The sequence below is a fragment of the Xanthomonas cannabis genome (assembly GCF_040616535.1).
GTDB classification, from domain to species: Bacteria; Pseudomonadota; Gammaproteobacteria; order Xanthomonadales; family Xanthomonadaceae; genus Xanthomonas; species Xanthomonas cannabis.
In genome coordinates, this window is sequence record NZ_CP136580.1 from 945,070 (window position 1) to 966,951 (window position 21,882).

Below are 21,882 nucleotides of genomic sequence, written 5' to 3' on the forward strand. Positions count from 1 at the left end.
CATCGGACAAGGAGAATGTGATGGCGCCAAAGAACACCAGAAACACACCGGGACACGACGATGTGTCCGGCCTGTTCGCACGTCTGGGGACGCAGGCGAGTCAGGGGTACCAGGATTTCGCCTATCCCCAGTTGCCGCCGCGCAAACCCGGCGGCCTGCCTGCCGGCGCGCCGGTCGCTGGCGCAGCGGTGCCGGATGCGACCGACGCGGTGGCGCCGCCCGCGCCAGCATCGCCAGCTGTACCGGTAGCCGGCACGCCACCTGCTGCGCCGCCGTCACCGGTGCTGCAAGCAGCTGCGGCGGCGGAACAGACCGCAAGCCTGCAGCGCAGCGATGCGCTGGCACCGTTACGCAAGCTGCGCCAGCTCGACGAGCCCGGCCCGCGGGGCCTGCCATCGCCGTCGCGGCCTGCGCAGACGCCACTGGAGCAGCTGTTTCAGCGCCTGCTGCAGGCCGACGCCCGCAGCAACGCGCACAGCCCGCTCAAGCGCCTGCGTTCGCGTTGATGCCTGCCCACCCGTAACGCCCGGCACGCGTAGCGCGCGTATCCCGGTGCCGTACCGCACGTCTGCCATGTTTTTCAGGATTGCCCGATGACCGTTGCCCACCGTCGTTCCGTCTCGCCGCTGCCCACGCTGGCAACCTGGGCGCTGTGGCTGCTGGGCGCGCTGCTGCTGGTCTTCGTGGTGGCCGTGCCGATGGACGTCACCCAGCAGCTGGTGTTCTCCGGGGTGCTGTTCGCCGTGGCGCTGGCGGTGCGCAAGCGCGGCGGGCGCGTGGTGGTCCTGATGATGATGGGCATGTCGCTGGCGGTGTCGTGCCGCTACATCTGGTGGCGCATGACCCAGACCATGGGCCTGGGCAGTGCAGGGGATTTCATCCTCGGGATGGGTCTGCTCGGCGCCGAGCTGTATGCCTTCGTGATCCTGGTGCTGGGTTACTTCCAGGTGCTGTGGCCGCTCGATCGCAAGCCGGTGCCGCTGCCGGCCGACCAGCGCCTGTGGCCGAGCGTGGACGTGTTCATCCCCACCTACAACGAGCCGCTGTCGGTGGTGCGCACCACGGTGCTGGCCGCCAGCGTGATCGATTGGCCGGCCGGCAAGATCACCATCCATCTGCTCGACGACGGCCGCCGCGACGCGTTCCGCGATTTCTGCGCCGAAGTCGGCATCAACTACGTCACCCGCACCAACAACGCGCATGCCAAGGCCGGCAACATCAATGCCGCGTTGAAGAAATGCAGCGGCGAATATGTGGCCATCTTCGACTGCGACCACATTCCCACCCGCAGCTTTCTGCAGGTGGCGATGGGCTGGTTCCTGCGCGACACCGGGCTGGCACTGGTGCAGATGCCGCACTATTTCTTCTCTCCCGATCCGTTCGAACGCAACCTCGACACGCATGGCAAGGTGCCCAACGAGGGCGAGCTGTTCTACGGGTTGCTGCAGGATGGCAATGACCAGTGGAATGCCACGTTCTTCTGCGGTTCGTGCGCGGTGATCAAGCGCAGTGCACTGGAAGAAGTGGGTGGGGTGGCGGTGGAAACCGTCACCGAAGATGCGCACACCGCGCTCAAGCTGCAGCGCCGCGGCTATCGCACCGCGTATCTGGCGGTGCCGCAGGCCGCAGGTCTGGCAACGGAGAGCCTGTCCGGGCATGTGGCGCAGCGCATCCGCTGGGCGCGCGGCATGGCGCAGATTGCGCGCATCGACAATCCCTTGCTGGGGCGCGGGCTCAAGCTGTCGCAGCGGCTGTGCTATCTCAACGCGATGCTGCATTTTTTCTACGGGCTGCCGCGCATCATCTATCTCACGGCGCCGCTGGCCTATCTGTTCTTCGGTGCGCACGTGATCCAGGCGTCGGCGCTGATGATCCTGGCCTACGCGTTGCCGCACCTTCTGCAGGCCAACCTGACCAACCTGCGCGTGCAGAGCCGCTTTCGGCACCTGCTGTGGAACGAGGTCTACGAGACCACGCTGGCCTGGTACATCTTCCGCCCGACGCTGGTGGCCTTGCTCAATCCCAAGCTGGGCAAGTTCAACGTCACCCCCAAGGGCGGGCTGGTGGCGCGCAGTTATTTCGATGCGCAGATCGCCAAGCCCTATTTGTTCCTGCTGCTGCTCAACCTCGCCGGTGTGGTGGCCGGCGTGCTGCGTCTGGTGTATGTCGGCGGCAGCGGCGAGCAGCAGACCATCTGGTTCAACCTGGCCTGGACGCTCTACAACATGGTGCTGTTGGGCGCCACGATCGCCACCGCCAGCGAGACCCGCCAGGTGCGCAGCGCGCATCGGGTGCCGTTGGATATCCCGGTCACCCTGTATCTGCCCGACGGCAGCGTGTTGCCGAGCCGTTCGGTGAATTTTTCCACCGGCGGCATGGCGATCAAGCTCGCGCAGCCGCAGCCGATCGAGCCTGGGTCGGCGGTGCAGATCGGCCTCAGCCATCGCGGTGTGGAGCAGACCTTGCCGGCGGTGGTGCGCCAGGACCGCGACGGCCAGGTCAGCGTCCAGTTCACCGTGATGTCGATGGAACAGGAGCGCTGGCTGGTGGCATCGACCTTTGCGCGCGCCGACATCTGGCTGTCGCAATGGGGCCAGCACGACCGCGATTCGTTCTGGCGTTCGATGGGCCAGGTGCTGGCCGCCAGTGCGCGCGGGTTCGGGCGCCTGGGCCGGCATATGGCTCACAGCGCACGCCAGGGCTTCCGCCCGGCACGTGCAGTGGATCTGGAGTCGTGAGCGTGATGCCTGGTGTTTCCCTTTCCCTTGCCAAGAAACCACTGATGCGAATTTCTTCGCCGCTGTTGACCTGCGCGCTGACGTTGCTGGCGGGCCTGGCGCAAGCGCAGCAGGCTGCGCCCACCTCCACCGACGGACCGGCCGGCAGCACTGCACAGACCGCCACCGCAGCGCCGCTGGCACCTGCCGCACTGGCGCCGCTGCCGGGCGGCAGCACGCGCGCGGCCTCGCTGCGCGATCTGGGCATCGACTACGAAATCACCTTGCGTGGTGTGCAGGGCAGTGCCGGCGTGCCCTTCAGCGTGCGCAGCGACGAGATCGTCACCGCCGCCACGCTCAATCTGCGATACAGCTACTCGCCGTCGTTGTTGCCGGACCTGTCGCACGTCAAGGTCACCGTCAACGGCGTGACGGTGGCGACCTTGCCCGCCGACAAGGCCAATGCCGGCAAGCTGCTCTCGGCCGATCTGCCGATCGACCCGCGCCTGATCACCGACTACAACCAGCTCAACCTGCAGTTGATCGGCCATTACACGCGCGAGTGCGAAGACCCGGACCACAGCAGCCTGTGGGCGAATGTGGATGCGGCCACCAGCCTGTCGCTGACGACCACGCCGCTGGCGCTGGCCAACAACCTGGCGTTGCTGCCGGTGCCGTTCTTCGATGTGCGCGACACGCGCCGGCTGGAACTGCCGTTCTACTTTCCGCAGCAACCGGACCTGGCCACGCTGCAGGCGGCCGGCACGGTGGCCTCGTGGTTCGGCACCCTGGCCGGCTATCGCGGCGCGGTGTTTCCGGCATCGACCACCAGTCTGCCGGCGACCGGCAACGCGGTGGTCTTCGCCACGCCCGACACCTTGCCTGCGCAGTTCGCCACCGCCGACAGCGGTGTGGCCGATATCCGCGGCCCGACGGTAGCGGTGGTGGTCAACCCCACCGATCCCAACGGCAAGTTGTTGCTGGTGCTAGGCCGCAACACCGAGGACCTGCAACGCGCGGCCACGGCGCTGGCGCTGCACGCGCCGTTGAGTGGTGCGGTGGCGCGCATCGGCGAGCTGTCCGCGCCGGCGCCGCGCCAGCCCTACGATGCTCCCAAGTGGGTCTCCAGCGAGCGCCCGGTACGCTTCGGCGATCTGGTCAGCCAGCCCGGCGCGCTCAACGTCACCGGCTATCACCCGGACCTGATCCGGGTTGGCCTGCAGCTGCCGCCGGACCTGTTCGTGTGGGAGCGCGACGGCATTCCGGTGGCGTTGAAATACCGCTACACGGTGCCGGAGGCAGACAACAAGTCCGCGCTCAATGTCAGCATCAACCGGTCGTTCGTGACCACGCTGCCGCTGACCGGGCGCCCGTTCGCCGAATCCACGCCGATGCGCTGGTGGAACAGCCTGGGCACGCGCGGCAGCATGCCGGTGCATCAGGACCTGACGCTGCCGGTGGGCGCGTTTTCGGCCAATAGCCAGCTGCGTTTCCACTTCTTCTTCGATCGCCCGCAAGGCGAGGCGTGCAAGAACTCCTTCCCCGACGTGTCGGGCGCGATCGATGCCGATTCCACCATCGACCTGAGCGGCTTCCATCACTACATGGCGATGCCCAACCTGGCGGCCTTCGCCAATGCCGGCTACCCGTTCACGCGCCTGGCCGACCTGTCCGAATCGGCGATCGTGCTGCCCGACAATCCGGGCGACCAGGATCTGGGCAACGTGCTGACCCTGCTCGGACGTTTCGGGGCCTCCACCGGCTACCCGGCGCTGCATGCGCAGATCATCGCCGCCAGCGCCGTGCAGCAGCACGCCGACCGCGATCTGCTGCTGCTGGGCAGCGCCGAGTCGCAGCCGTTGTTCAAGCAGTGGCGCGCGCAACTCCCGGTGAGCCAGGACGGGCAGAGCCGACGCATCGGCCTGACCGACTGGCTGTTCGAAAAACTGCCCGGCTTCCTGTCCTTCGATGCGCGCCGCACCGACCTGCCCACCACCAGCGAGATCGCATTGCAGCCGCAGCCCGATGACGTGCTGTTGATGGGCTTCGAATCGCCGCTCAAATCCGGGCGCAGCGTGGTCGCGTTCCAGACCGAAGACCCCGCCAACATGGGCCGCCTGTTCGATGCCTGGTTCGACCCGACCTTGCTCAAGGACTTCCAGGGCAGCGTGGTGGTGCTGCAGCAGAAGAAGGTCACCAGCCTGGTCGGCAACCAGACCTATTACGTAGGCCACCTGCCGCTGCCGACCTGGCTGCGCTGGTACTTTTCGCACCATCCGGTGTGGCTGGCCTTCACCGTGGTGCTGCTGGCGCTGCTGCTGGCCCTGGCCGCGCGCGTCCTGCTGCGCCGGCACGCCGCCGAGCGCCTCAACGAAGGCGGCAGCGCATGAAGGCCGGTGCCCACGTCACGACGATGACGCGCCGCTTCCTGCTGCGTGCCGGCGCATTGGCCGGCCTGGCCGCGGCGCTGCCGGCCGGCGCCAGGCCGGCAGCGGCGCAGTGCGGCAGCTGGCCGCTGTGGAATGCCTTCGTGTCCAGGCACATCCAGCCCGATGGCCGGGTGGTGGATTTCCTCAACGCCGATCAACGCTCCACCTCCGAAGGGCAGTCGTACGCGCTGTTCTTCGCCCTGGTCGCCAACGACCAGGTGCTGTTCGACAAGGTGCTGGGCTGGACCCGCCACAACCTGTGCGGCGGCCGCCCGGATCTCAACCTGCCGGCCTGGCTATGGGGCCGCGACGACAGCGGCAGCTGGCGCGTGCTCGATGCCAACACCGCCAGCGATGGCGAGCTGTGGATCGCCTACGCCCTGCTGGAAGCCGGCCGGCTGTGGAGCCGCCCCGGCTACGTCAAGGCCGGCCAGCAGATCCTGCAGCTGATGCGTGCGCAGGAAGTGGTCGTGCTGCCCGGCCTGGGGCCGATGCTGTTGCCCGGCCGCAGCGGATTTGTCGAGCCGGGCCGCTGGACCCTCAATCCCAGCTATCTGCCGATCCAGCTGCTGCGCCGTTGCGCCAATGCCGATCCCAAGGGCCCGTGGGCGGCGATCGCCGGCAACGCGGCGCGCGTGCTGCGCGAGAGTGCACCGGTCGGCGTTGCGCCGGATTGGACGGTGTGGGACGGCAAGGCCTTCGGTGCCGATCCCAAGCGCGGCAACCTCGGCAGCTACGACGCCATCCGCGTGTACCTGTGGGCCGGCATGCTCGATGCCGGCGAACCGCTGCGGGCGCGGTTGCTGCAGGACCTGTCCGGCCCGTCCGACCTGCTCGCGGCCGGCACCGGCTTTGCCGAAAAGACCGACACCGCGCGTGGCGTGGGCAGCGGCACGCTGCCGGTCGGGTTTTCCGCCGCGCTGCTGCCATACCTGAGCGCGAGGGCTCAGCCGGCACTGCTCAAGGCGCAGGCGCAGCGCATCCCCGCCGCCGCCCAGCCCGCGGCCGCCGCGCTGCCGTATTACGAACGCACGCTGGCCCTGTTCGGACAGGGCTGGCTTGAGAACCGCTACCGCTTTGCCGCAGACGGGCGCCTGTTGCCTGCCTGGAGAACCCCTGCATGCTCCGCAAACACCTGACGCCGCTCTACCTCGCCGGCCTGCTCGACCTGTGCCTGCTCGCCTGCCCGGCGCAGGCGCAGACCAGCGCCACCCAGCAACTGGTGGGGCAGGGCAACTACTGGCACGACCAGGGCCGCGACGATCTGGCCGCCGATACCTGGAAGAAGCTGCTCGGCATCGACCCGGACCAGCCCGACGCCCTGCTCGGCCTGGCGCAGATCGATCTGGCACAGGGGCGCCAGTCCGAAGCGCGCAAGCGCCTGCAGCAACTGGACGCGGCCCACCCGCAATCGCCGCAGGCCCAGCGCCTGCGCGTGGCGATCGGCGCGCGCGGCAGTGCCGCCGCCGGCGAAGATCCCAACCTGCGCAACGCCCGCCGCGCCGCCGCGGCCGGGCGCTACGTGGAAGCGGCGCGCAGCTACGAGGCCGTGTTCGCCGGCAAGCCGCCGCCGCCGAACCTGGCGCTGGAGTACTACCAATCGCTGGCCGGCACGCCCACCGGCTGGGAACGCGCCCGCAACGGGCTGCGCACGCTGCAGGCCAGCGAACCGGGCAACCCGTCGCTGCAGCTGGCCCTGGCCCAGGTGCTCAGCTACCGCGAGCCCACTCGCCGCGAGGGCATCGCGCAATTGCGCACGCTGGCCCAGCGTGCGGACGTGGGTGGCCCGGCGCGCACCAGTTGGCGTCAGGCGCTGCTGTGGCTCAATGCGAGCAGTGCCGATGCGCCGCTGTATCAGGCCTTTCTCGCCGGCACCCCGAACGATGCCGAAGTCACCGCCAAACTTGGCCAGCTACGCGAACAGCGCGCCGCTGCGGCCGCGGCACCCGCCGATCCCAATGGCATCGCGCTGGGCGAGGGCTTTCGCGCGCTGAGCGCCAACAATCTGAGCGTGGCCGAACAACGCTTCACCCAGGTGCTGCGTGCCCGTGCACGCAACCCGGAAGCGCTGGGCGGGCTGGGTTCGGTGCGCCTGCGTCAGCAGCGCTTTGCCGAAGCACAGGAATTGCTGCGCCCGGCCGCGGCCAGCAACGGCAAATGGAAAAGCGCACTCGACAGCGCCCGCTACTGGCAGCAGCTGCAGCAGGCCGAGGCTGCGCGTGCGCGTGGCGACATCGCCCAGGCACGCCAGCTGGTGGAGCAGTCGGTACAGTTGCTGCCGAACGAACCGGCCGGCCACGTGGCGCTGGGCGGCTTGCAGGCCGCCACCGACCCGGACGCGGCCGAGGCCAGTTATCGCAAGGCGCTGTCGCGCGATGCCGACAACGCCGGCGCCTTGCAGGGCCTGGTCGGGCTGTACAGCCGCCAGGGCCGCATGCAGGAAGCCAGCGACCTGTTCAATCGGCTGCCGGCGGCCGAACGCGCCAAATCCGGCGGCCAGGCGCTGTTGCGTTCCAACGTGCAGCGCGCCCGCGCCCGCGCGTCGCTGGAGGCCGGCGATGTCGTCAGCGCGCAGGCCGAGCTGGAAACGGCCATGGTCGAACGCCCGGGCGATGCCTGGATCCGCCTGGATCTGGCGCGTCTGTACCAGCAGGCCGGTCGCCCCGACCAGGCGCGCAGCGTCATGGACGGCCTGCTTGCCGTGCATGCCGATCAACCCGAAGCGCTGCATGCCAATGCCTTATTCGCCCAGGAAAGCGGTGACTGGCAGGGCGCCTACGACAGCCTGGAGCGCATCCCGGCCGCCGCGCGCACGCCGGAGATGACCCAGCTGCGCACCACCGCCTGGATCGAACTGCAGGCACGCCAGGCGCGCCTGCTGGTGGAGCAGGGCCGGGTGGGCGAGGCGCAGCAATTGCTCGCGCGCACCGAAACCGCGCTCGGCCACCAGCTCGACGACCCGCAACTGCTGGCCGCCCTGGCCGGCGCGCACGCCGACGCCGGCAACACCCAGCGCGCGCTGGTGCTGGCGCAGCGCCTGGTCACCGGTGCCAATCCGCGCACCGAAGACCGCCTGCAATACGCGGGCGTGCTGCTGCGCGCACATCAGGACGCCGAGCTGTCGGCCGTGTTGCGCCAGCTGCAATCCACCACCATGACGCCGGCGCAGCTGCGCCGCGCCCAGGCGCTGCGCAGCGCCTACACGCTGCGTCAGGTGGATGCGTTGCGCGAGCTGGGCAATCTGGAAGCTGCCTACGACGCGCTGTCGCCGATCCTGGCGCAGCAGCCGGACAACCGCGATGCGCAGGCCGCATTGGCCCGCCTGTACGCGGCCTCCGGCGATCAGCGCCAGGCCCTGGCGATCTATCAGCAGATCCTGCAGCGTCATCCCGACGATCTGGACGCGCTCACCGCCGCCGCCAACAGCGCGGCCGCGCAGTCGGATCTGCGCAATGCCGAAGGCTATCTGCAACGCGCACTGGCGCAGGCACCGCAGTCGCCGGATGTGCTGGCGGCTGCGGGCCGGGTGTATCGCAGTGCCGGCAAGAACCGCAAGGCCGAGCAGTATTTCCGCGCCGCGTTGGCCGCGCAGCAACGCCAGGCCGGGCAGCTCGACAACGGCCTGCCGGCCGCGCGCGGCCCGGCTGCAGTGGCCAGTTCCGGCCGCCCGCTCAATCCGTTCTCCGGCATGACCGGCGCCATGCCGCGCTCGCCGGCGGTGGTGTCCGAGCGCATGGACGCCGGCAGTGCCTATCCGCAGACCGCGTTGGCGCCGCTGCCCGCGCAACCGGCCGCTGCCCGCTTCGCTACGCCCGTTCCCGCGCCTGTGACTGCCGACGCGTATGCCTACGCCGGCAACAGCGCCGATCCCCTGCCGCCGCCGGTGAGCGCCAGCGCAGCGCCGGCCAGCCGTTCGCACCTGCCCACACGCAGCACGCCGACGCTGGCACCGGCCGACGACCTGCGCCCGCGCGGCGTCGCGGCGCAGGCACTGCTGCCGGCCAGCAGCGGCAATAGCGTGCTCGACGAATTACGCGCCGTGCAATCGGAAAACAGCGACAACCTGGCCGGTGGCGCGCTGTACCGTTCGCGCGATGGCGAAGATGGCCTGGGCCGCCTGGACGATATCGAAATGCCGCTGCAGGCCGAGTTCGCGGTGGGCGAGGGCAAGCTCGGCGTCACGCTCACGCCCACCGTGGTCGATGCCGGCACGCTGACCACCGACTACGCGACCGCCAGCCGCTTTGGCGCCGGCCCGCAGAGTGCAGTGAACGATGCGCTGGCCGCCGATCGCAGCCCGATCGATGCATTGGTCAGCTCGTCGGTATACCAACTGCTTGCCACCCAGGGTGACACCGCGGCCACGCGCGAGCGCCTGCGCCGGTATGCCTTGAGTACCGGCCTGTTCGGCGAGCTGCTCACCGAAAACAACAACAGCACACCCGCCGCCCTGGCCGCACTGGCCAATCAACCGTTGCCTGCGTATCTGCTCAGCGTCAACGCGTCCAACACGTCGATCGCGCAGCTGGCACGCGACATCCTCGGCAACACCGCCATCAGCGCGCAACTGGCCGTCGGCGATGGCGCCGCACTGCAGGCGCTGGCCAGCAGCAGCGCCGCCGCGCAGCAGACGCCCGCAGCGCTGGCGGCCACCCTCAACAGCATGGCCGCCACCGGCAACGGCGCGCGCCGGCTCAGCCAGGACGACACCGGCGTGGGCGTCGGCGTGCGCTACCGCAACGGCGGGTTCAGCGCCGACGTTGGCAGCACGCCAATCGGCTTCCAGGAGCAGAACGTGGTGGGCGGGCTTGGCTATCGCGGCGAACTCGGCGAAGCGGCGGGCTGGTCGGCCGATGTATCGCGGCGCGCCGTCACCGACAGCGTGCTCTCGTTCGCCGGCGCGCAGGATGCACGCAATGGTCGCGAGTGGGGCGGGGTGACCAGCAACGGCATCGCCCTGTCGGCCAACGCCGACAACGGCCTGCTCGGCGGCTACGCCAATCTTGCCGCGCATCGGGTGACCGGCACTCACGTGGCCGACAACGACCACCGTCAGGCCGATCTCGGTTTCTATGTGCACGCGCTGGAAACGCAGAATCAGTCGCTCACGGCCGGCGTCAATCTGACCGCCATGCAGTACGACAAGAACCTCAGCGGCTTCACCTACGGCCACGGCGGTTACTTCAGCCCGCAGGAGTATGTGGACCTCGGCTTCCCGGTGCACTGGAGCGGGCGCAGCGCGGGGCAGAGCGTCAACTGGAAGCTCGATGCCAGCATCGGCGTGCAGCATTTCAAGACCGACCCCACGCCGTACTTCCCCACCGACCCGGGCCTGCAGCAGGCCGCCTACGACGCCGCATCGCTGGCCGCGCTGCTCGGTCTGGTCGACCGTTACACCGACCCGGTGTACGCGGGCGAAAGCCGCACCGGGGTGTCCTACAACCTCAGTGGCGCCGCCGAATGGCAAGTGGCCCCGCAGTTGTTCCTGGGTGGGCGCATGACCTTCAACAACGCACGCGACTACAACCAGTTCAGCAGCAATCTCTATCTGCGTTTCGTGATGGATCGCCTGGGCGCTGCGCTGGGCCGCGTACCGCAGGTGCTGACCTCGCCATATGCTGCGGATCGCTGAGTCAGGCAACGAGGCACGGCGAGTGAGGCCAGGCGTCTTGTGATGCCATGCAACCGGGCGTGTGCGCATCAGTGAAGCACGCACCGGTTGCCGTCGCGCAGCCGTATCGCATCACGGCCCGGAGGTGACCTGCCATCAATGCCGTGCATCGGCGCGCAATGCCGCAGGCAATGCCGTTCTGATCGCGGATAAACGAACGGCGCCTCCCGGCGCCGTTCGCATCTTCTCCAGCCACATGCGCCTGGCTTACGGGCGCACCTTGGTCGCGCAGACGAACGTGGCAGCCTGCTGCACACGGCTGATCGCACCCTGGTCTTCCAGCTCGCGGATGTGGTCGTTCATGCAGGTCAGGTAGCCGAGGCGGTTGCCTGCGTTCTGCGTCTTGCACAGGCTGCTTTCGGCCGTCAGGTTCGCGCCGACGATCAAGCCGCCCGGCTCCACGGTGGGCACCAGCGTGTTGCAGCTGCCCAGCCGGGTCAGGCCACGGTTCAAGGTCCAGCCGATATCGGCAAACATCGCCGGGGTCAGGTCGATGTTCAGATGTGCCTGCACCTCCGGCGTGTCGAACGGCTCCATCAACGCATTCGGCTGCAGATCGGTATCGAAGTGCGAGAACGTCGACCCGCCGGCCACCACGCTGGGGGCGTACAGGCGGGTGCGGCCCGCGGTGTCGGTGCCCTGCAGCAGCTCCGGATCCTCGTACAGCCCGGCTATCACGGCGGTGCTGCCCTTCAGGCGTGCGCCGTCGGCCTGCGAGACCATGATCGCCGGAATGGTGATGTCGGTGATCGGTGGCGCGGCATTGCCCATGGTCTGCACGCCGGCGACGTTGTTGGCCACGATCACGCCCACCGCACCGTTGAGCTGGGCGTTCTTGACCTTGATGGCGAAGGCGCAGGTACCGCGGTCGATCAACGCCACCTTGCCGGCCACCGCTGCCGCATTGACGAATGGCGTCTCGCAGCCATCGCTGCTCGATGCGGCGGCAACGCCGTCATCGACCGTGACGACCGCACGCGCCGGGAAGTTGCGCGCGGTGGCCAGCGGCCCGAAGCTGGCAAAGCCCACCTCGAACTTGCCCGCCGCAGCGCTGGGCGCGGTCACCCGCAGCAGGGTGCGCGGATCCAGGATCAGGGCCGCCTCGCGATTGACGCCGGTCCCTGCCCACACCGTGCGGCCAGGCGTGCGCATCGCTTCGGCACGCAGGGCATTGGTCATGGCCGGGTCGTCGAAGCGCTTGTTCTGCACGTTGTCGTAGGCCTGCGAGGTGTACACGTCGGTCAGGCCGCTGCCCGAGCCGAGCACACCGGTGGTCTTGTTGAGGAAACCGGCAGCACCCAGGCCATGGCCGATCTCGTGCATCACCACGTTGAGGAAGTTGATCTGGCCTTCCGGCGTCTTGCCGTCCAGACCCAGGTACCAGCCGGAGCCGGCCAGGCAGTCGTCCTTGCCCAGGTCGCCGTTGAACTGCGAGAACACATCGGCCGGATCGGCCGGGTCGGGCACCAGGTCCTGTCCGGCGATTGCATCGCCGAGCGCCGACGGGTACAGCGTGTTCGGCTTGGCGCCGGGAAAATTGTTGACGATCCAGTTCGGGCCGGCCTGGCCCAGCGTGCCGCCGGTGGCGGTGCAGTTCAGCCGCGCGAACGAGGCATAGACCTTGATCTCCACATTGCTCTGCAGCACCGCACCCCACAGGTCCATCGCGTACTGGTAGGCGATCCGGCGCTGCTCGCCCACCGAGCGCCCGGGATTGCCGCCCAGCGGCGTGGCGGCGGTCGGGTCGTTCAAGCCGACCACGGTGCCGGCATCGCCATTGATCAGCGTGACGGTGGCAGCCGAGGCCTGCAGCGGAGCGAGCGCCGCACCCACCGCCAGGGACAACAGCAACAAGGGCTTATTCATGCGGCAGCGCTCCGTGCTCGGCGTGGGCGGGTTGGGTCTGGGCGTCGTCACTGTGTTCGATCACGACACGGCCATCTGCCTGGCGGGTAGCGGTCAACGAACTCATTTGCGTGGCCGGCAACTTGCGCGCCACGGTGCCGTTGGGCAGGCGGCGTTCGGTGGCGCGGGCGGCCGCTTCGGTCTGCGGCAGCGTCGGGCCGGTCGTCGCACGACGGGACGCCGCACCGGTCTGCTGGGCCTGTTGATCCAGCGCCGCGCTTTCGGCATCGGTCAGTGGGCGCAACTTGCCGGTGACCGGGTCGATGCCGACCTTGGAACTGGCAGCGACGTCCTGCGCCCCGGCCACAGCCGGCAGGCAGGCAACGCACAAGAGGCCGGACAACATCCATCCGGGCTTGCGAAAGCTCATCATTGTTGGGGTTTCCTTGGGGTCCAACCAGAGAAAGAACGCCGTGCAACAACCGGTGTTCGGGAGAATCCTTCCGATTTAGTCTGTTCATGACTGAATCATGAATCCGTGACTTGTGTCAATCTTTTGACAGCCGAGGCACTGGAAGCGAAGGCGTGGCCTGAAAAAGTCAGCTTGCGGCTTGTGTTTTGCTAGTTTTCAAAAATTCAGTAAGCACTGCCGGGCGGGCCGGGTCAGAAATTTGGCGCCAAGGCCGGCCCGGTGCGCGTGTGTCACCCAGGTGCCCGGCGCTGCGCGGTGGCTCTGACGCTTTTACGGATCAGGCTGATTGCGGCGTGTGGTTTTCTGAGAGGGCGCCGAGAGCGCTCCGAGACGGTCCGGCGGATGAGCGAAAGGTGCCGGAGCAGGGGGCCGAACTCCGCCGGCGCGCTGTCTTCGACTACGCGAAGAAGGGGGAGGAGCAAGGGCGAAAAAGGGGGCACCCGGCGCATCAACGGATCCGCAACGGCTCCCTTCTCCCATCGGGGAGAGGCGCCCCGCATGGCATCGACGGATCTGCATCGGCTCCCTTCTCCCATCGGGAGAAGGTGCCCGCAGGGCGTCAACGGATCCGCATCGGCTCCCTTCTCCCGTCGGGAGAAGGTGCCCCGCAGGGGCGGATGAGGGTACGGGCCTAGCCTGGTGCAGGCGGGCGGCGTGAGCGGCTTCGCCACGTACCCTCACCCCAACCCCTCTCCCGCAGGAGAGGGGCCTGCAGTCCTGCTGCATCGAGACCGTCGGCATTTAGGCAGTGGCTGGAAACAGCAAGCGGCAAACAACTACTGACCAACGAGCTAACAAGCGAAAGCAGGCTTCAGAACGCAGACAGCAACAGCAAAGAGCAAGCAGCAAAGAGCAAGCAGCAAAGAGCAAAGCGATCAAGTCTCAAGCTAACAATCGTGCAAGTGCCCTTAAAAAGTGTTGGTGTTGGTGTTGGTGTTGGCGCTAAGCGCTAAGCGCTACGAGCTACGAGCTAAGCGATAAAAAGCGATAAGCGATAAGCGATAAGCGATAAGCGATAAGCGCTGGTGCTAAGTACTGAGCGCTAAGTACTGAGCACCAGTGCACGTAGCCTCACGCATCCCCCGTACACTGGGCGTTGAGCGTGTCGCTGCGTCATCAGCGATCGCAAAATCCAGTCTTTATCGAACCAGTCGGGCCGCGCATGCACGTCGTCATCTATCACAACCCTGCCTGCGGCACGTCCCGCAATACCCTGGCCTTGATCCGGCATGTCGGTATCGAACCGCAGATCGTCCACTACCTGCAGCAGCCGCCGGACCGGCAGACGCTGCGTTCGTTGATTGCCGACGCTGGTCTGTCGGTACGCGGGGCCATCCGCCAGAAGGGCACGCCGTATCTGGACCTGGGGCTCGATGACCCCGCGCTGGACGAGGCGGCCCTGCTGAGCGCCATGCTGGCGCATCCGATCCTGATCAATCGCCCGTTCGTGCAGTCGCCGCTGGGTACGCGCCTGTGTCGTCCATCCGAGCAGGTGCTGGAGGTATTGCCGCCGGCCACCGGCCCTTTCGTCAAGGAAGACGGCGAGCGCGTGCTGGACGACACCGGGCAGCGGATCGTGCGCTGAACGCTGCGGTGCCCGGCAAGAGCGCGGCAATCGAGTCGCGGTGTGACGTCCAGGCCGTCATGTACCTCGCCGTGGCATGGCGGCACCGCATGCAGCACTGTGTTCGGCGACCGTCGCCGGACAAGGCGGCATCTGTGTCTTGAGGAGGCAGGCCGCTCCGCTCACCTCAAGGTACGCCACACGCCCTAAGATCGCTGCACCGTTTATCAGGAGCATCCGCATGATTCGCGAGATCATCCGCATGGGCGACAAGCGCCTGCTGCGTGTCGCGCCCCCGGTGACCAACCTCGGCAGTGCCGAGTTGCAGGCTTTGGTGGCCGATATGTTCGAGACCATGGACGATGCGCGCGGCGTGGGCCTGGCCGCGCCGCAGATCGCGGTGGACCTGCAGTTGATGGTGTTCGGTTTCGAGGCCAGCGAGCGTTATCCCGAGGCGCCCGCGGTGCCGCGCACGGCGTTGGCCAATGCGCAGATCGAGCCGTTGTCCGAGGAGATGGAAAACGGCTGGGAAGGCTGCCTGTCGATCCCCGGCCTGCGCGCGGTGATCCCGCGTTACCGCTACATCCGCTATCGCGGTTTTGCGCCTGACGGCAGCCCGATCGCACGCGAGGCCGAGGGCTTCCATGCGCGCGTGGTCCAGCACGAGTACGACCATCTGGTCGGCCGCCTGTACCCCTCGCGCATCGAAAACTTCGACACCTTCGGGTTCGAAGATGTGCTGTCGTACGAGCTGTAACATCTGGGGCGACCGCCGCAGCTTGCGGTGTTGCCGCAGGTAGCACCTGGCTGCCCGCTACATCGCTCCAGGCGCGTAGCATCCACGCCCGCGCAGCCGCCGGGACGGAAAACGACAAGGGCGCCTGACGGCGCCCTTGTTGTGCTTACTTCAGCGCCTTGAAGCGCAGGCGTTTCGGGCCGGCGTCATCGCCCATGCGGCGACGCTTGTCTTCTTCGTACTCGCGGTAGTTGCCCTGGAAGAACTCCACGTGCGAGTCGCCTTCGAACGCCAGGATGTGCGTGGCGATGCGATCCAGGAACCAGCGATCGTGCGAAATCACGAAGGTGTTGCCGGGGAATTCCAGCAAGGCGTCTTCCAGCGCACGCAGGGTTTCGATGTCCAGGTCGTTGGACGGTTCGTCGAGCAGCAGTACGTTGCCGCCCTGCAACAGGGTCTTGGCCATGTGCAGGCGACCGCGCTCACCGCCGGACAGCGAGCCGACCATCTTCTGCTGGTCCTGGCCCTTGAAGTTGAAGCGGCCGATGTAGGCGCGCGACTGGATCTCCACGCCGTTGATGTTGAGGATGTCCAGCCCGCCAGCGATCTCCTGGAAGACGTTGTGGTTGCCTTCCAGCGCGTCGCGGCTCTGGTCCACGTAGGACAGCTGCACGGTGGGGCCGACCACGATTTCGCCGGAATCGGGCTTCTCCTGCCCGGTGATCATCTTGAACAGGGTCGACTTACCGGCACCGTTGGGGCCGATGATGCCGACGATGGCGCCGGGCGGCACGATCATCGACAGGTTGTCGATCAGCAGGCGGTCGCCGAACTTCTTGGAGACGTTCTTGAACTCCATCACCGAGTTGCCCAGGCGCTCGCCCGGCGGAATGAAGATTTCATTGGTCTCGTTGCGACGCTGGTAATCCACCGACTGCAATTCTTCCAGGCGCGCCAGGCGTGCCTTGCCCTTGGTGCGACCGCCCTTGGCATTCTGCCGCGACCATTCCAGTTCCTTCTGGATCGCCTTCTGGCGTGACTTTTCCTGGTTGTCTTCCTGCTTGAGGCGCTCGTCCTTCTGGGTCAGCCAGTCGGTGTAGTTGCCCTTCCACGGAATGCCGCGGCCGCGGTCCAGTTCCAGGATCCACTCGGCGGCGTTGTCCAGGAAGTAGCGATCATGCGTCACCGCCACCACGGTGCCGGTGTAGCGCGCCAGGAACTGTTCCAGCCATTCCACCGACTCGGCGTCCAGGTGGTTGGTGGGTTCGTCGAGCAGCAGCATGTCCGGCTTCTGCAGCAGCAGGCGGCACAGCGCCACACGGCGCTTCTCGCCGCCGGACAGCTTGCCCACGATCGCTTCCCACGGCGGCAGGCGCAGCGCGTCGGCGGCCACGTCCAGCTGGTTTTCCAGGGTGTGCGCATCGCCGGCGGCCAGGATCGCCTCCAGGCGCTCCTGTTCCTTGGCCAGCGCGTCGAAATCGGCGCCTTCCTCGGCATAGGCCAGATACACCGCATCCAGCGCGGCCTGGGCCTGCAACACGTCGCCCACGCCTTCTTCCACCGCTTCGCGCACGGTGTGCTCGGGGTTGAGTTGCGGTTCCTGGGCCAGGTAGCCGACCTTGATGCCGGCCTGCGGGCGGGCTTCGCCCTCGAAGTCGGTGTCCACGCCGGCCATGATCTTGAGCACCGTCGACTTGCCCGCGCCGTTCAGGCCCAGCAGGCCGATCTTGGCGCCCGGGAAAAAGCTCAGCGAGATGTCCTTGATGATCTGCCGCTTGGGCGGGACCACCTTGCTGACGCGGTTCATGGTGTAGATGTATTGCGACATGGGTGCTCCGTGGACGCAGGCAGCCCGCCGGCCGAGGCCGGAGGCAGCGGAAAAGGGATTGCGCCGATTATACCGGCAAGTGCCGCGAGCCCGGCAGGCGACAGCGCAGCTAAACGGCAGCCTACCTATTACCTGAATAGGCGTTTTCGTAACCGATTCCAGCAAGAATGCGTTAAGGCGAGCGGCGTCTTAATGAAATTGCGACATCGCAAACAGGAGCTGGGCCATGAACCGCAAACGCATCGTTACCGCTGTGCTTTCCTCCATCCTGGCGCTGGGCTGCGTGGCCCCGGCGGCGTTTGCCGGCGACTGGGACCGCGACCACGACCGCCGCGGACATGACCGTGGCCATCGCGATCACCGTGGTGACCGCGGTGACTGGCGCAACGATCGCCGCGAGTGGCGGGATGACCGCCGGGCCGACCGCCGCGAATGGCGCGACGACCGCCGTTACTACAGCAGCGGCTACCGCGAGGGGTATCGTGACGCCCGCCACCAGGACCGTCGCTACGACCGCAACCGGGTCTATGTCTACGACCGCCCTGCGTACTACCGCGCCGGCCCGCCGCCGCGTCCGTACTGGGCGCGCGGTCAGCGCTATCACGGCCCGGTCTACGTGATCAATGACTACGACCGCTACGATCTGCGCCGCCCACCGTACGGCTACCGCTGGCAGCGCGATGACCGCGGCAACCTGCTGCTGGTCGCGATTGCCTCCGGCATCATCGCCGACCTGGTGCTCAACAACTAAGCGCCGCTAACCACGCTACTGCACAGCCGTCAGGCGGGCGCGGCCGGCGTTCGGAATCCTCGTGTACCAAGCGTACACATCGGCTGCGGCGCGTCGCCACACCCACCTGACGACTGCCGGCGACGTTCTGTTAGCCGCTCTAGGCCGGCGGTGCCCGGTTCGCCTGTTGGGCAATCGGGCCGGTCATCACACAAGGGCGCACTTCGGTGCGCCCTTGCTGTTTCGCGGCGCACGCCTGGCGCCGGCCGCGCGCCAGGCGCCAGGCATGCGATTGGTCACCCGTGCGGCGGGGGCTTACAATCGGCGGCCCCACTGGCTGCAGCTGCTCCGGAGCTTTGCATGTTCTCGCGCGACGTCCGACTGGAAACCTACGACCCCGAACTGGCCAAGGCCATCGCCGCTGAAGTCGGCCGCCAGGAGGATCACGTCGAGCTGATCGCCAGCGAAAACTACTGCAGCCCGCTGGTGATGGAAGCGCAGGGCAGCCAGCTGACCAACAAGTACGCCGAAGGCTATCCGGGCAAGCGCTACTACGGTGGCTGCGAATACGTCGACATCGCCGAGCAGCTGGCGATCGACCGCATCAAGCAGGTGTTTGGCGCGGGCTCCACGGAAGATATGTATGCAAATGTGCAGCCGCATAGCGGCTCGCAGGCCAACCAGGCGGTGTATCTGGCGCTGCTGCAGCCGGGCGACACCATCCTGGGCATGAGCCTGGCCCATGGCGGCCACCTCACCCACGGCGCCAAGGTCAATGTCTCCGGCAAGCTGTTCAACGCCGTGCAGTACGGCGTCAACGAGCAGGGTCTGATCGATTACGACGAGGTGCAGCGCCTGGCCACCGAGCACAAGCCGAAGATGGTCGTGGCCGGTTTCTCTGCGTATTCGCAGAAGATCGACTGGGCGCGCTTCCGTGCCATCGCCGACAGCGTCGGTGCCTACCTGTTCGTGGACATGGCGCACATCGCCGGCCTGGTCGCCGCCGGTGTGTACCCCAGCCCGATGGAGCACGCGCACGTGGTCACCTCGACTACCCACAAGACCCTGCGCGGCCCGCGCGGCGGCATCATCGTGGCCAAGGGCGCGAGCGAGGAGTTGCAGAAGAAGCTGCAGTCGATCGTGTTCCCCGGCATCCAGGGCGGCCCGCTGATGCACGTCATCGCGGCCAAGGCCGTGGCCTTCAAGGAAGCGCTGGAGCCGGCCTTCAAGACCTACCAGCAGCAGGTCGTCAAGAATGCCCAGGCCATGGCCAACACGCTCATTGCACGCGGCTACAAGATCGTCTCCGGTGGCACCGAAAATCACCTGATGCTGGTGGACATGATCGGCCGCGATGTCTCCGGCAAGGAGGCAGAAGCTGCGCTCGGCACGGCCCACATCACCGTCAACAAGAACTCGGTGCCCAACGACCCGCGCTCGCCGTTCGTGACCTCGGGCCTGCGCCTGGGGACCCCGGCCATCACCACGCGCGGCTACAAGGAACAGGACAGCATCGACCTGGCCAACTGGATCGCCGACGTGCTGGACGCACCAACCGACGAGGCAGTGCTCGCCAAGGTCCGCGATGCGGTGACCGCGCAGTGCAAGAAATATCCGGTGTATGGCTGAGATGCCGGGATTGGAGATTCGTGATTCGGGATGCGCTAACCGCGCGTCCTTGCTTGTGCTGTTGCCAATCCCGAATCCCCAATCCCAAATCCCGGACGTCTGATGCACTGCCCCTTCTGCCAGCACAACGACACCCGGGTGATTGATTCGCGCGTGTCCGAAGACGGCACGACGATCCGTCGGCGGCGCGAGTGCGAGGCCTGCGGCGAGCGTTTCAGCACCCTGGAAACGATCGAACTCAAGTTGCCCACCGTGGTCAAGAGCGACGGTGGACGCGAGGCGTTCGATGCGCGCAAGTTGCGCACCAGCTTCGACCGCGCGCTGCAGAAGCGCCCTGTCGCCGAAGAACAGATCGAAGCGGCGGTGCGGGCGGTCGTGCATCAGCTGCGCATGTCCGGCGAACGCGAAGTGGGTTCGCTGCGGGTAGGCGAATACGTGATGGTCGAGCTGCGCAAGCTCGATCACGTCGGCTACGTACGCTTTGCCTCGGTGTATCGCAGTTTTCAGGACGTGGCGGATTTTCGCGAAGAGATCGAAAAGCTCGAACGCGAACTGCCGGTCGGCAGCGAACAACTGCCGCTGCTGGAAGCGGCACTGGAACGCGCCGGCAAACCCGGCAAGCGGTGAGCGCGATGCGCATCGCCTGCGTTGCAGAAACGCCGGACGATCTGCCTGCGATTGCGCAAGCGCATCTACAGGCCTTCGGCGCGTTGTTGCCGGAGTGGAACCTCGGTGAGGCGCTGAGCGAACTGCGCAGCCATACACGTGATGGCGTCATCCCGACGACCTGGGTGGCGCTGGATCGGACGCAGTGGCTCGGCTCGGTGAGCCTGCTCGAAAACGACGACGCCCGTATGCGGCAATGGTCTCCCTGGCTGGCCTCGTTGTACGTGCGGCCGCAGGCACGCGGGCAGGGCATCGGCGAGGCACTGGTGGCGCATTGCGTGCAGGCCGCCGCGCGTCTGGGCGTGCCGCTGCTGTACCTGTACTGCCAGCCGGCCCTGGTGCCGTTCTACCAGAGGCTGGGATGGCAGACGCATACCGAATTCTTGCTGGGGCCGATGCAGATCGTGGTGATGTGCATTGCGCCGGGAGTGCAACGCAATGACTGAGACCACGACGGGCGCGAGTGCCGACGACCACCGCTGGATGGCGCAGGCCTTGCGCCTGGCCGAGCGCGGCGCCTACACCACGCGCCCCAATCCGATGGTGGGCTGCGTGATCGTGCGCGACGGCGTGTGCGTGGGCGAAGGCTTCCACCAACGCGCCGGCGGCCCGCATGCCGAAGTGTTCGCATTGCGCGCAGCCGGCGAGCTGGCGCGCGGGGCGACCGCCTATGTCACCCTGGAGCCGTGCGCGCATTACGGGCGCACGCCGCCGTGTGCGTTGGCGTTGATCGAGGCAGGCGTCATGCGTGTGGTCGCGGCGATGGCCGACCCGTTTCCACAGGTCAATGGCGGCGGTTTCGCGCTGCTGCGCGAGGCTGGAATCGCGGTGCTGAGCGGGGTGATGCAAGCCCGGGCGCGCCTGCTCAACCAGGGCTTCCTGTCGCGCGTGGAGCGTGGCCGGCCGTGGGTACGGGTCAAGCTCGGCGCCAGTCTGGATGGACGCACCGCCCTGGCCAGCGGCGAATCCAAATGGATCACCGGAAGCGACGCGCGCGCCGATGTGCAGCGTTGGCGCGCACGTGCCGGCGCGATCCTGACCGGTGCCGGCACCGTGCTGGCCGACGATCCGTCGATGACGGTGCGGCTCGGCGACGACACTCCGTTCGTGCCGCCGTTGCGGGTGGTGCTGGATGCCGGCCTGCGCAGCTTGGCGTGCAGGAACATTCGCCACGGCGATGCACCGACGTTGTATCTGCATGGCGATGCCGCCGCGCCGACTGCGGTGGATGGTGCGGAGTGCGCGGCATTACCGCTGCACGCTGGTCGCTTCGATCTGGCTGCGGTGCTGGCCTTGCTGGCCCAGCGTGGCATCAACGAAGTGCACGTGGAAGCCGGCGCCACGCTGGGCGGTGCGCTGTTGCAGGCCGGGTTGGTCGATGAGCTGTTGGTCTACCTGGCCCCGGTGTTGCTGGGCGACACCGCACGGCCGCTGCTCGCTGGCCTTGGCATCGAAACGATGGCGCAGCGGCATGCATTGCAGCTACGCGATGTGCGTCAGCTCGGGCAGGATCTGCGTCTGCGCTATACGCCGCTCGCGATGGCGTGAGCGCCGCAAAAAGAATGGCCCCGCATGCGGGGCCTTCCATTGCCGGC

15 protein-coding genes and 1 other RNA gene are annotated in these 21,882 nt (G+C 67.4%); 13 read left to right on the plus strand and 3 right to left on the minus strand.

Annotation, left to right across the window (positions count from 1 at the left end; genetic code table 11):
• The first annotated feature begins 20 nt into the window (after positions 1–20).
• The 5 genes from RZV17_RS03900 to RZV17_RS03920 all read left to right on the plus strand — a co-directional run bounded on the left by RZV17_RS03900 (position 21) and on the right by RZV17_RS03920 (position 10,778).
• A complete protein-coding gene (locus tag RZV17_RS03900; RefSeq protein ID WP_047697673.1) occupies positions 21–506 on the plus strand; it encodes a hypothetical protein in 486 nt (161 codons plus the stop codon).
• Between the two features lie 87 nt (positions 507–593).
• The gene (gene bcsA, locus RZV17_RS03905) at positions 594–2,738 is read left to right on the plus strand and encodes a UDP-forming cellulose synthase catalytic subunit (protein ID WP_355607397.1); all 2,145 of its coding nucleotides are present in this window, start codon (positions 594–596) and stop codon (positions 2,736–2,738) included.
• Between the two features lie 44 nt (positions 2,739–2,782).
• Positions 2,783–5,107, plus strand: a complete 2,325-nt coding sequence (gene bcsB, locus RZV17_RS03910; protein WP_355607400.1) for a cellulose biosynthesis cyclic di-GMP-binding regulatory protein BcsB — start codon at positions 2,783–2,785, stop codon at positions 5,105–5,107.
• The gene (gene bcsZ / locus RZV17_RS03915) at positions 5,104–6,285 is read left to right on the plus strand and encodes a cellulose synthase complex periplasmic endoglucanase BcsZ (RefSeq protein ID WP_355607403.1); all 1,182 of its coding nucleotides are present in this window, start codon (positions 5,104–5,106) and stop codon (positions 6,283–6,285) included. The genes bcsB and bcsZ overlap by 4 nt, the downstream gene beginning before the upstream one ends.
• On the plus strand, positions 6,267–10,778 hold the full coding sequence (locus tag RZV17_RS03920; RefSeq protein ID WP_355607406.1) for a cellulose synthase subunit BcsC-related outer membrane protein: 4,512 nt from the start codon (positions 6,267–6,269) through the stop codon (positions 10,776–10,778). Before bcsZ ends, RZV17_RS03920 begins: the two co-directional genes overlap by 19 nt.
• A gap of 246 nt (positions 10,779–11,024) precedes the next feature.
• On the opposite strand, the gene RZV17_RS03925 is transcribed toward RZV17_RS03920, so the two are convergent.
• Positions 11,025–12,683 (minus strand): PA domain-containing protein, encoded by a 1,659-nt coding sequence (locus RZV17_RS03925; RefSeq protein ID WP_355607409.1) that lies wholly within the window; start codon positions 12,681–12,683, stop codon positions 11,025–11,027.
• Positions 12,676–13,095, minus strand: coding sequence for a post-PEP-CTERM-1 domain-containing protein (locus RZV17_RS03930; protein ID WP_039408266.1), 420 nt, complete (start codon positions 13,093–13,095; stop codon positions 12,676–12,678). Before RZV17_RS03930 ends, RZV17_RS03925 begins: the two co-directional genes overlap by 8 nt.
• Positions 13,096–14,296: 1,201 nt before the next feature.
• Between RZV17_RS03930 and arsC the strand changes: the two genes are divergently transcribed.
• Together arsC and def are read left to right on the plus strand one after the other, a co-directional pair.
• Complete coding sequence (arsC, locus tag RZV17_RS03935) at positions 14,297–14,719, plus strand: arsenate reductase (glutaredoxin) (RefSeq protein ID WP_355607412.1); 423 nt, start codon at positions 14,297–14,299, stop codon at positions 14,717–14,719.
• A 220-nt stretch (positions 14,720–14,939) separates the two neighbouring features.
• Positions 14,940–15,455 carry a peptide deformylase gene (def, locus tag RZV17_RS03940; RefSeq protein ID WP_047697660.1) on the plus strand — a complete coding sequence of 172 codons (516 nt, stop codon included), beginning with the start codon at positions 14,940–14,942 and terminating at the stop codon, positions 15,453–15,455.
• A gap of 145 nt (positions 15,456–15,600) precedes the next feature.
• Here the strand turns inward: def and ettA are convergent, their stop codons facing one another.
• On the minus strand, positions 15,601–17,262 hold the full coding sequence (gene ettA / locus RZV17_RS03945) for an energy-dependent translational throttle protein EttA (RefSeq protein WP_039408257.1): 1,662 nt from the start codon (positions 17,260–17,262) through the stop codon (positions 15,601–15,603).
• 226 nt (positions 17,263–17,488) lie between these two features.
• On the opposite strand from ettA, the gene RZV17_RS03950 reads away from it, so the two are divergent.
• The 6 genes from RZV17_RS03950 (at position 17,489) to ribD (ending at position 21,835) form a co-directional block, all read left to right on the plus strand.
• Entirely contained in the window at positions 17,489–18,013 is a 525-nt protein-coding gene (locus RZV17_RS03950; RefSeq protein WP_355607415.1) for an RcnB family protein, read from the plus strand.
• Positions 18,014–18,074: 61 nt separating this feature from the next.
• Positions 18,075–18,149: non-coding RNA, sX9 sRNA (locus RZV17_RS03955), on the plus strand.
• A 203-nt stretch (positions 18,150–18,352) separates the two neighbouring features.
• Positions 18,353–19,621 (plus strand): serine hydroxymethyltransferase, encoded by a 1,269-nt coding sequence (glyA, locus tag RZV17_RS03960; RefSeq protein WP_104579084.1) that lies wholly within the window; start codon positions 18,353–18,355, stop codon positions 19,619–19,621.
• A gap of 102 nt (positions 19,622–19,723) precedes the next feature.
• Positions 19,724–20,248, plus strand: a complete 525-nt coding sequence (nrdR, locus tag RZV17_RS03965) for a transcriptional regulator NrdR (protein WP_003490311.1) — start codon at positions 19,724–19,726, stop codon at positions 20,246–20,248.
• Complete coding sequence (locus RZV17_RS03970) at positions 20,245–20,733, plus strand: GNAT family N-acetyltransferase (RefSeq protein ID WP_146093132.1); 489 nt, start codon at positions 20,245–20,247, stop codon at positions 20,731–20,733. The genes nrdR and RZV17_RS03970 overlap by 4 nt, the downstream gene beginning before the upstream one ends.
• Positions 20,726–21,835, plus strand: a complete 1,110-nt coding sequence (gene ribD / locus RZV17_RS03975; protein WP_355607421.1) for a bifunctional diaminohydroxyphosphoribosylaminopyrimidine deaminase/5-amino-6-(5-phosphoribosylamino)uracil reductase RibD — start codon at positions 20,726–20,728, stop codon at positions 21,833–21,835. Before RZV17_RS03970 ends, ribD begins: the two co-directional genes overlap by 8 nt.
• The last annotated feature ends 47 nt before the right edge of the window (positions 21,836–21,882 follow it).

Excerpts from the sequence above, each read along its gene's own strand:
- bcsB (WP_355607400.1), top strand. The coding sequence starts at position 2,783 with ATGCGAATTTCTTCGCCGCTGTTGACCTGCGCGCTGACGTTGCTGGCG.
- RZV17_RS03930 (WP_039408266.1), bottom strand. The coding sequence starts at position 13,095 with ATGATGAGCTTTCGCAAGCCCGGATGGATGTTGTCCGGCCTCTTGTGC.
- ettA (WP_039408257.1), bottom strand. The coding sequence starts at position 17,262 with ATGTCGCAATACATCTACACCATGAACCGCGTCAGCAAGGTGGTCCCG.
- nrdR (WP_003490311.1), top strand. The coding sequence starts at position 19,724 with ATGCACTGCCCCTTCTGCCAGCACAACGACACCCGGGTGATTGATTCG.
- RZV17_RS03900 (WP_047697673.1), top strand. The coding sequence starts at position 21 with ATGGCGCCAAAGAACACCAGAAACACACCGGGACACGACGATGTGTCC.
- glyA (WP_104579084.1), top strand. The coding sequence starts at position 18,353 with ATGTTCTCGCGCGACGTCCGACTGGAAACCTACGACCCCGAACTGGCC.
- RZV17_RS03925 (WP_355607409.1), bottom strand. The coding sequence starts at position 12,683 with ATGAATAAGCCCTTGTTGCTGTTGTCCCTGGCGGTGGGTGCGGCGCTC.
- bcsZ (WP_355607403.1), top strand. The coding sequence starts at position 5,104 with ATGAAGGCCGGTGCCCACGTCACGACGATGACGCGCCGCTTCCTGCTG.
- ribD (WP_355607421.1), top strand. The coding sequence starts at position 20,726 with ATGACTGAGACCACGACGGGCGCGAGTGCCGACGACCACCGCTGGATG.
- RZV17_RS03920 (WP_355607406.1), top strand. The coding sequence starts at position 6,267 with ATGCTCCGCAAACACCTGACGCCGCTCTACCTCGCCGGCCTGCTCGAC.
- arsC (WP_355607412.1), top strand. The coding sequence starts at position 14,297 with ATGCACGTCGTCATCTATCACAACCCTGCCTGCGGCACGTCCCGCAAT.
- def (WP_047697660.1), top strand. The coding sequence starts at position 14,940 with ATGATTCGCGAGATCATCCGCATGGGCGACAAGCGCCTGCTGCGTGTC.
- RZV17_RS03950 (WP_355607415.1), top strand. The coding sequence starts at position 17,489 with ATGAACCGCAAACGCATCGTTACCGCTGTGCTTTCCTCCATCCTGGCG.
- bcsA (WP_355607397.1), top strand. The coding sequence starts at position 594 with ATGACCGTTGCCCACCGTCGTTCCGTCTCGCCGCTGCCCACGCTGGCA.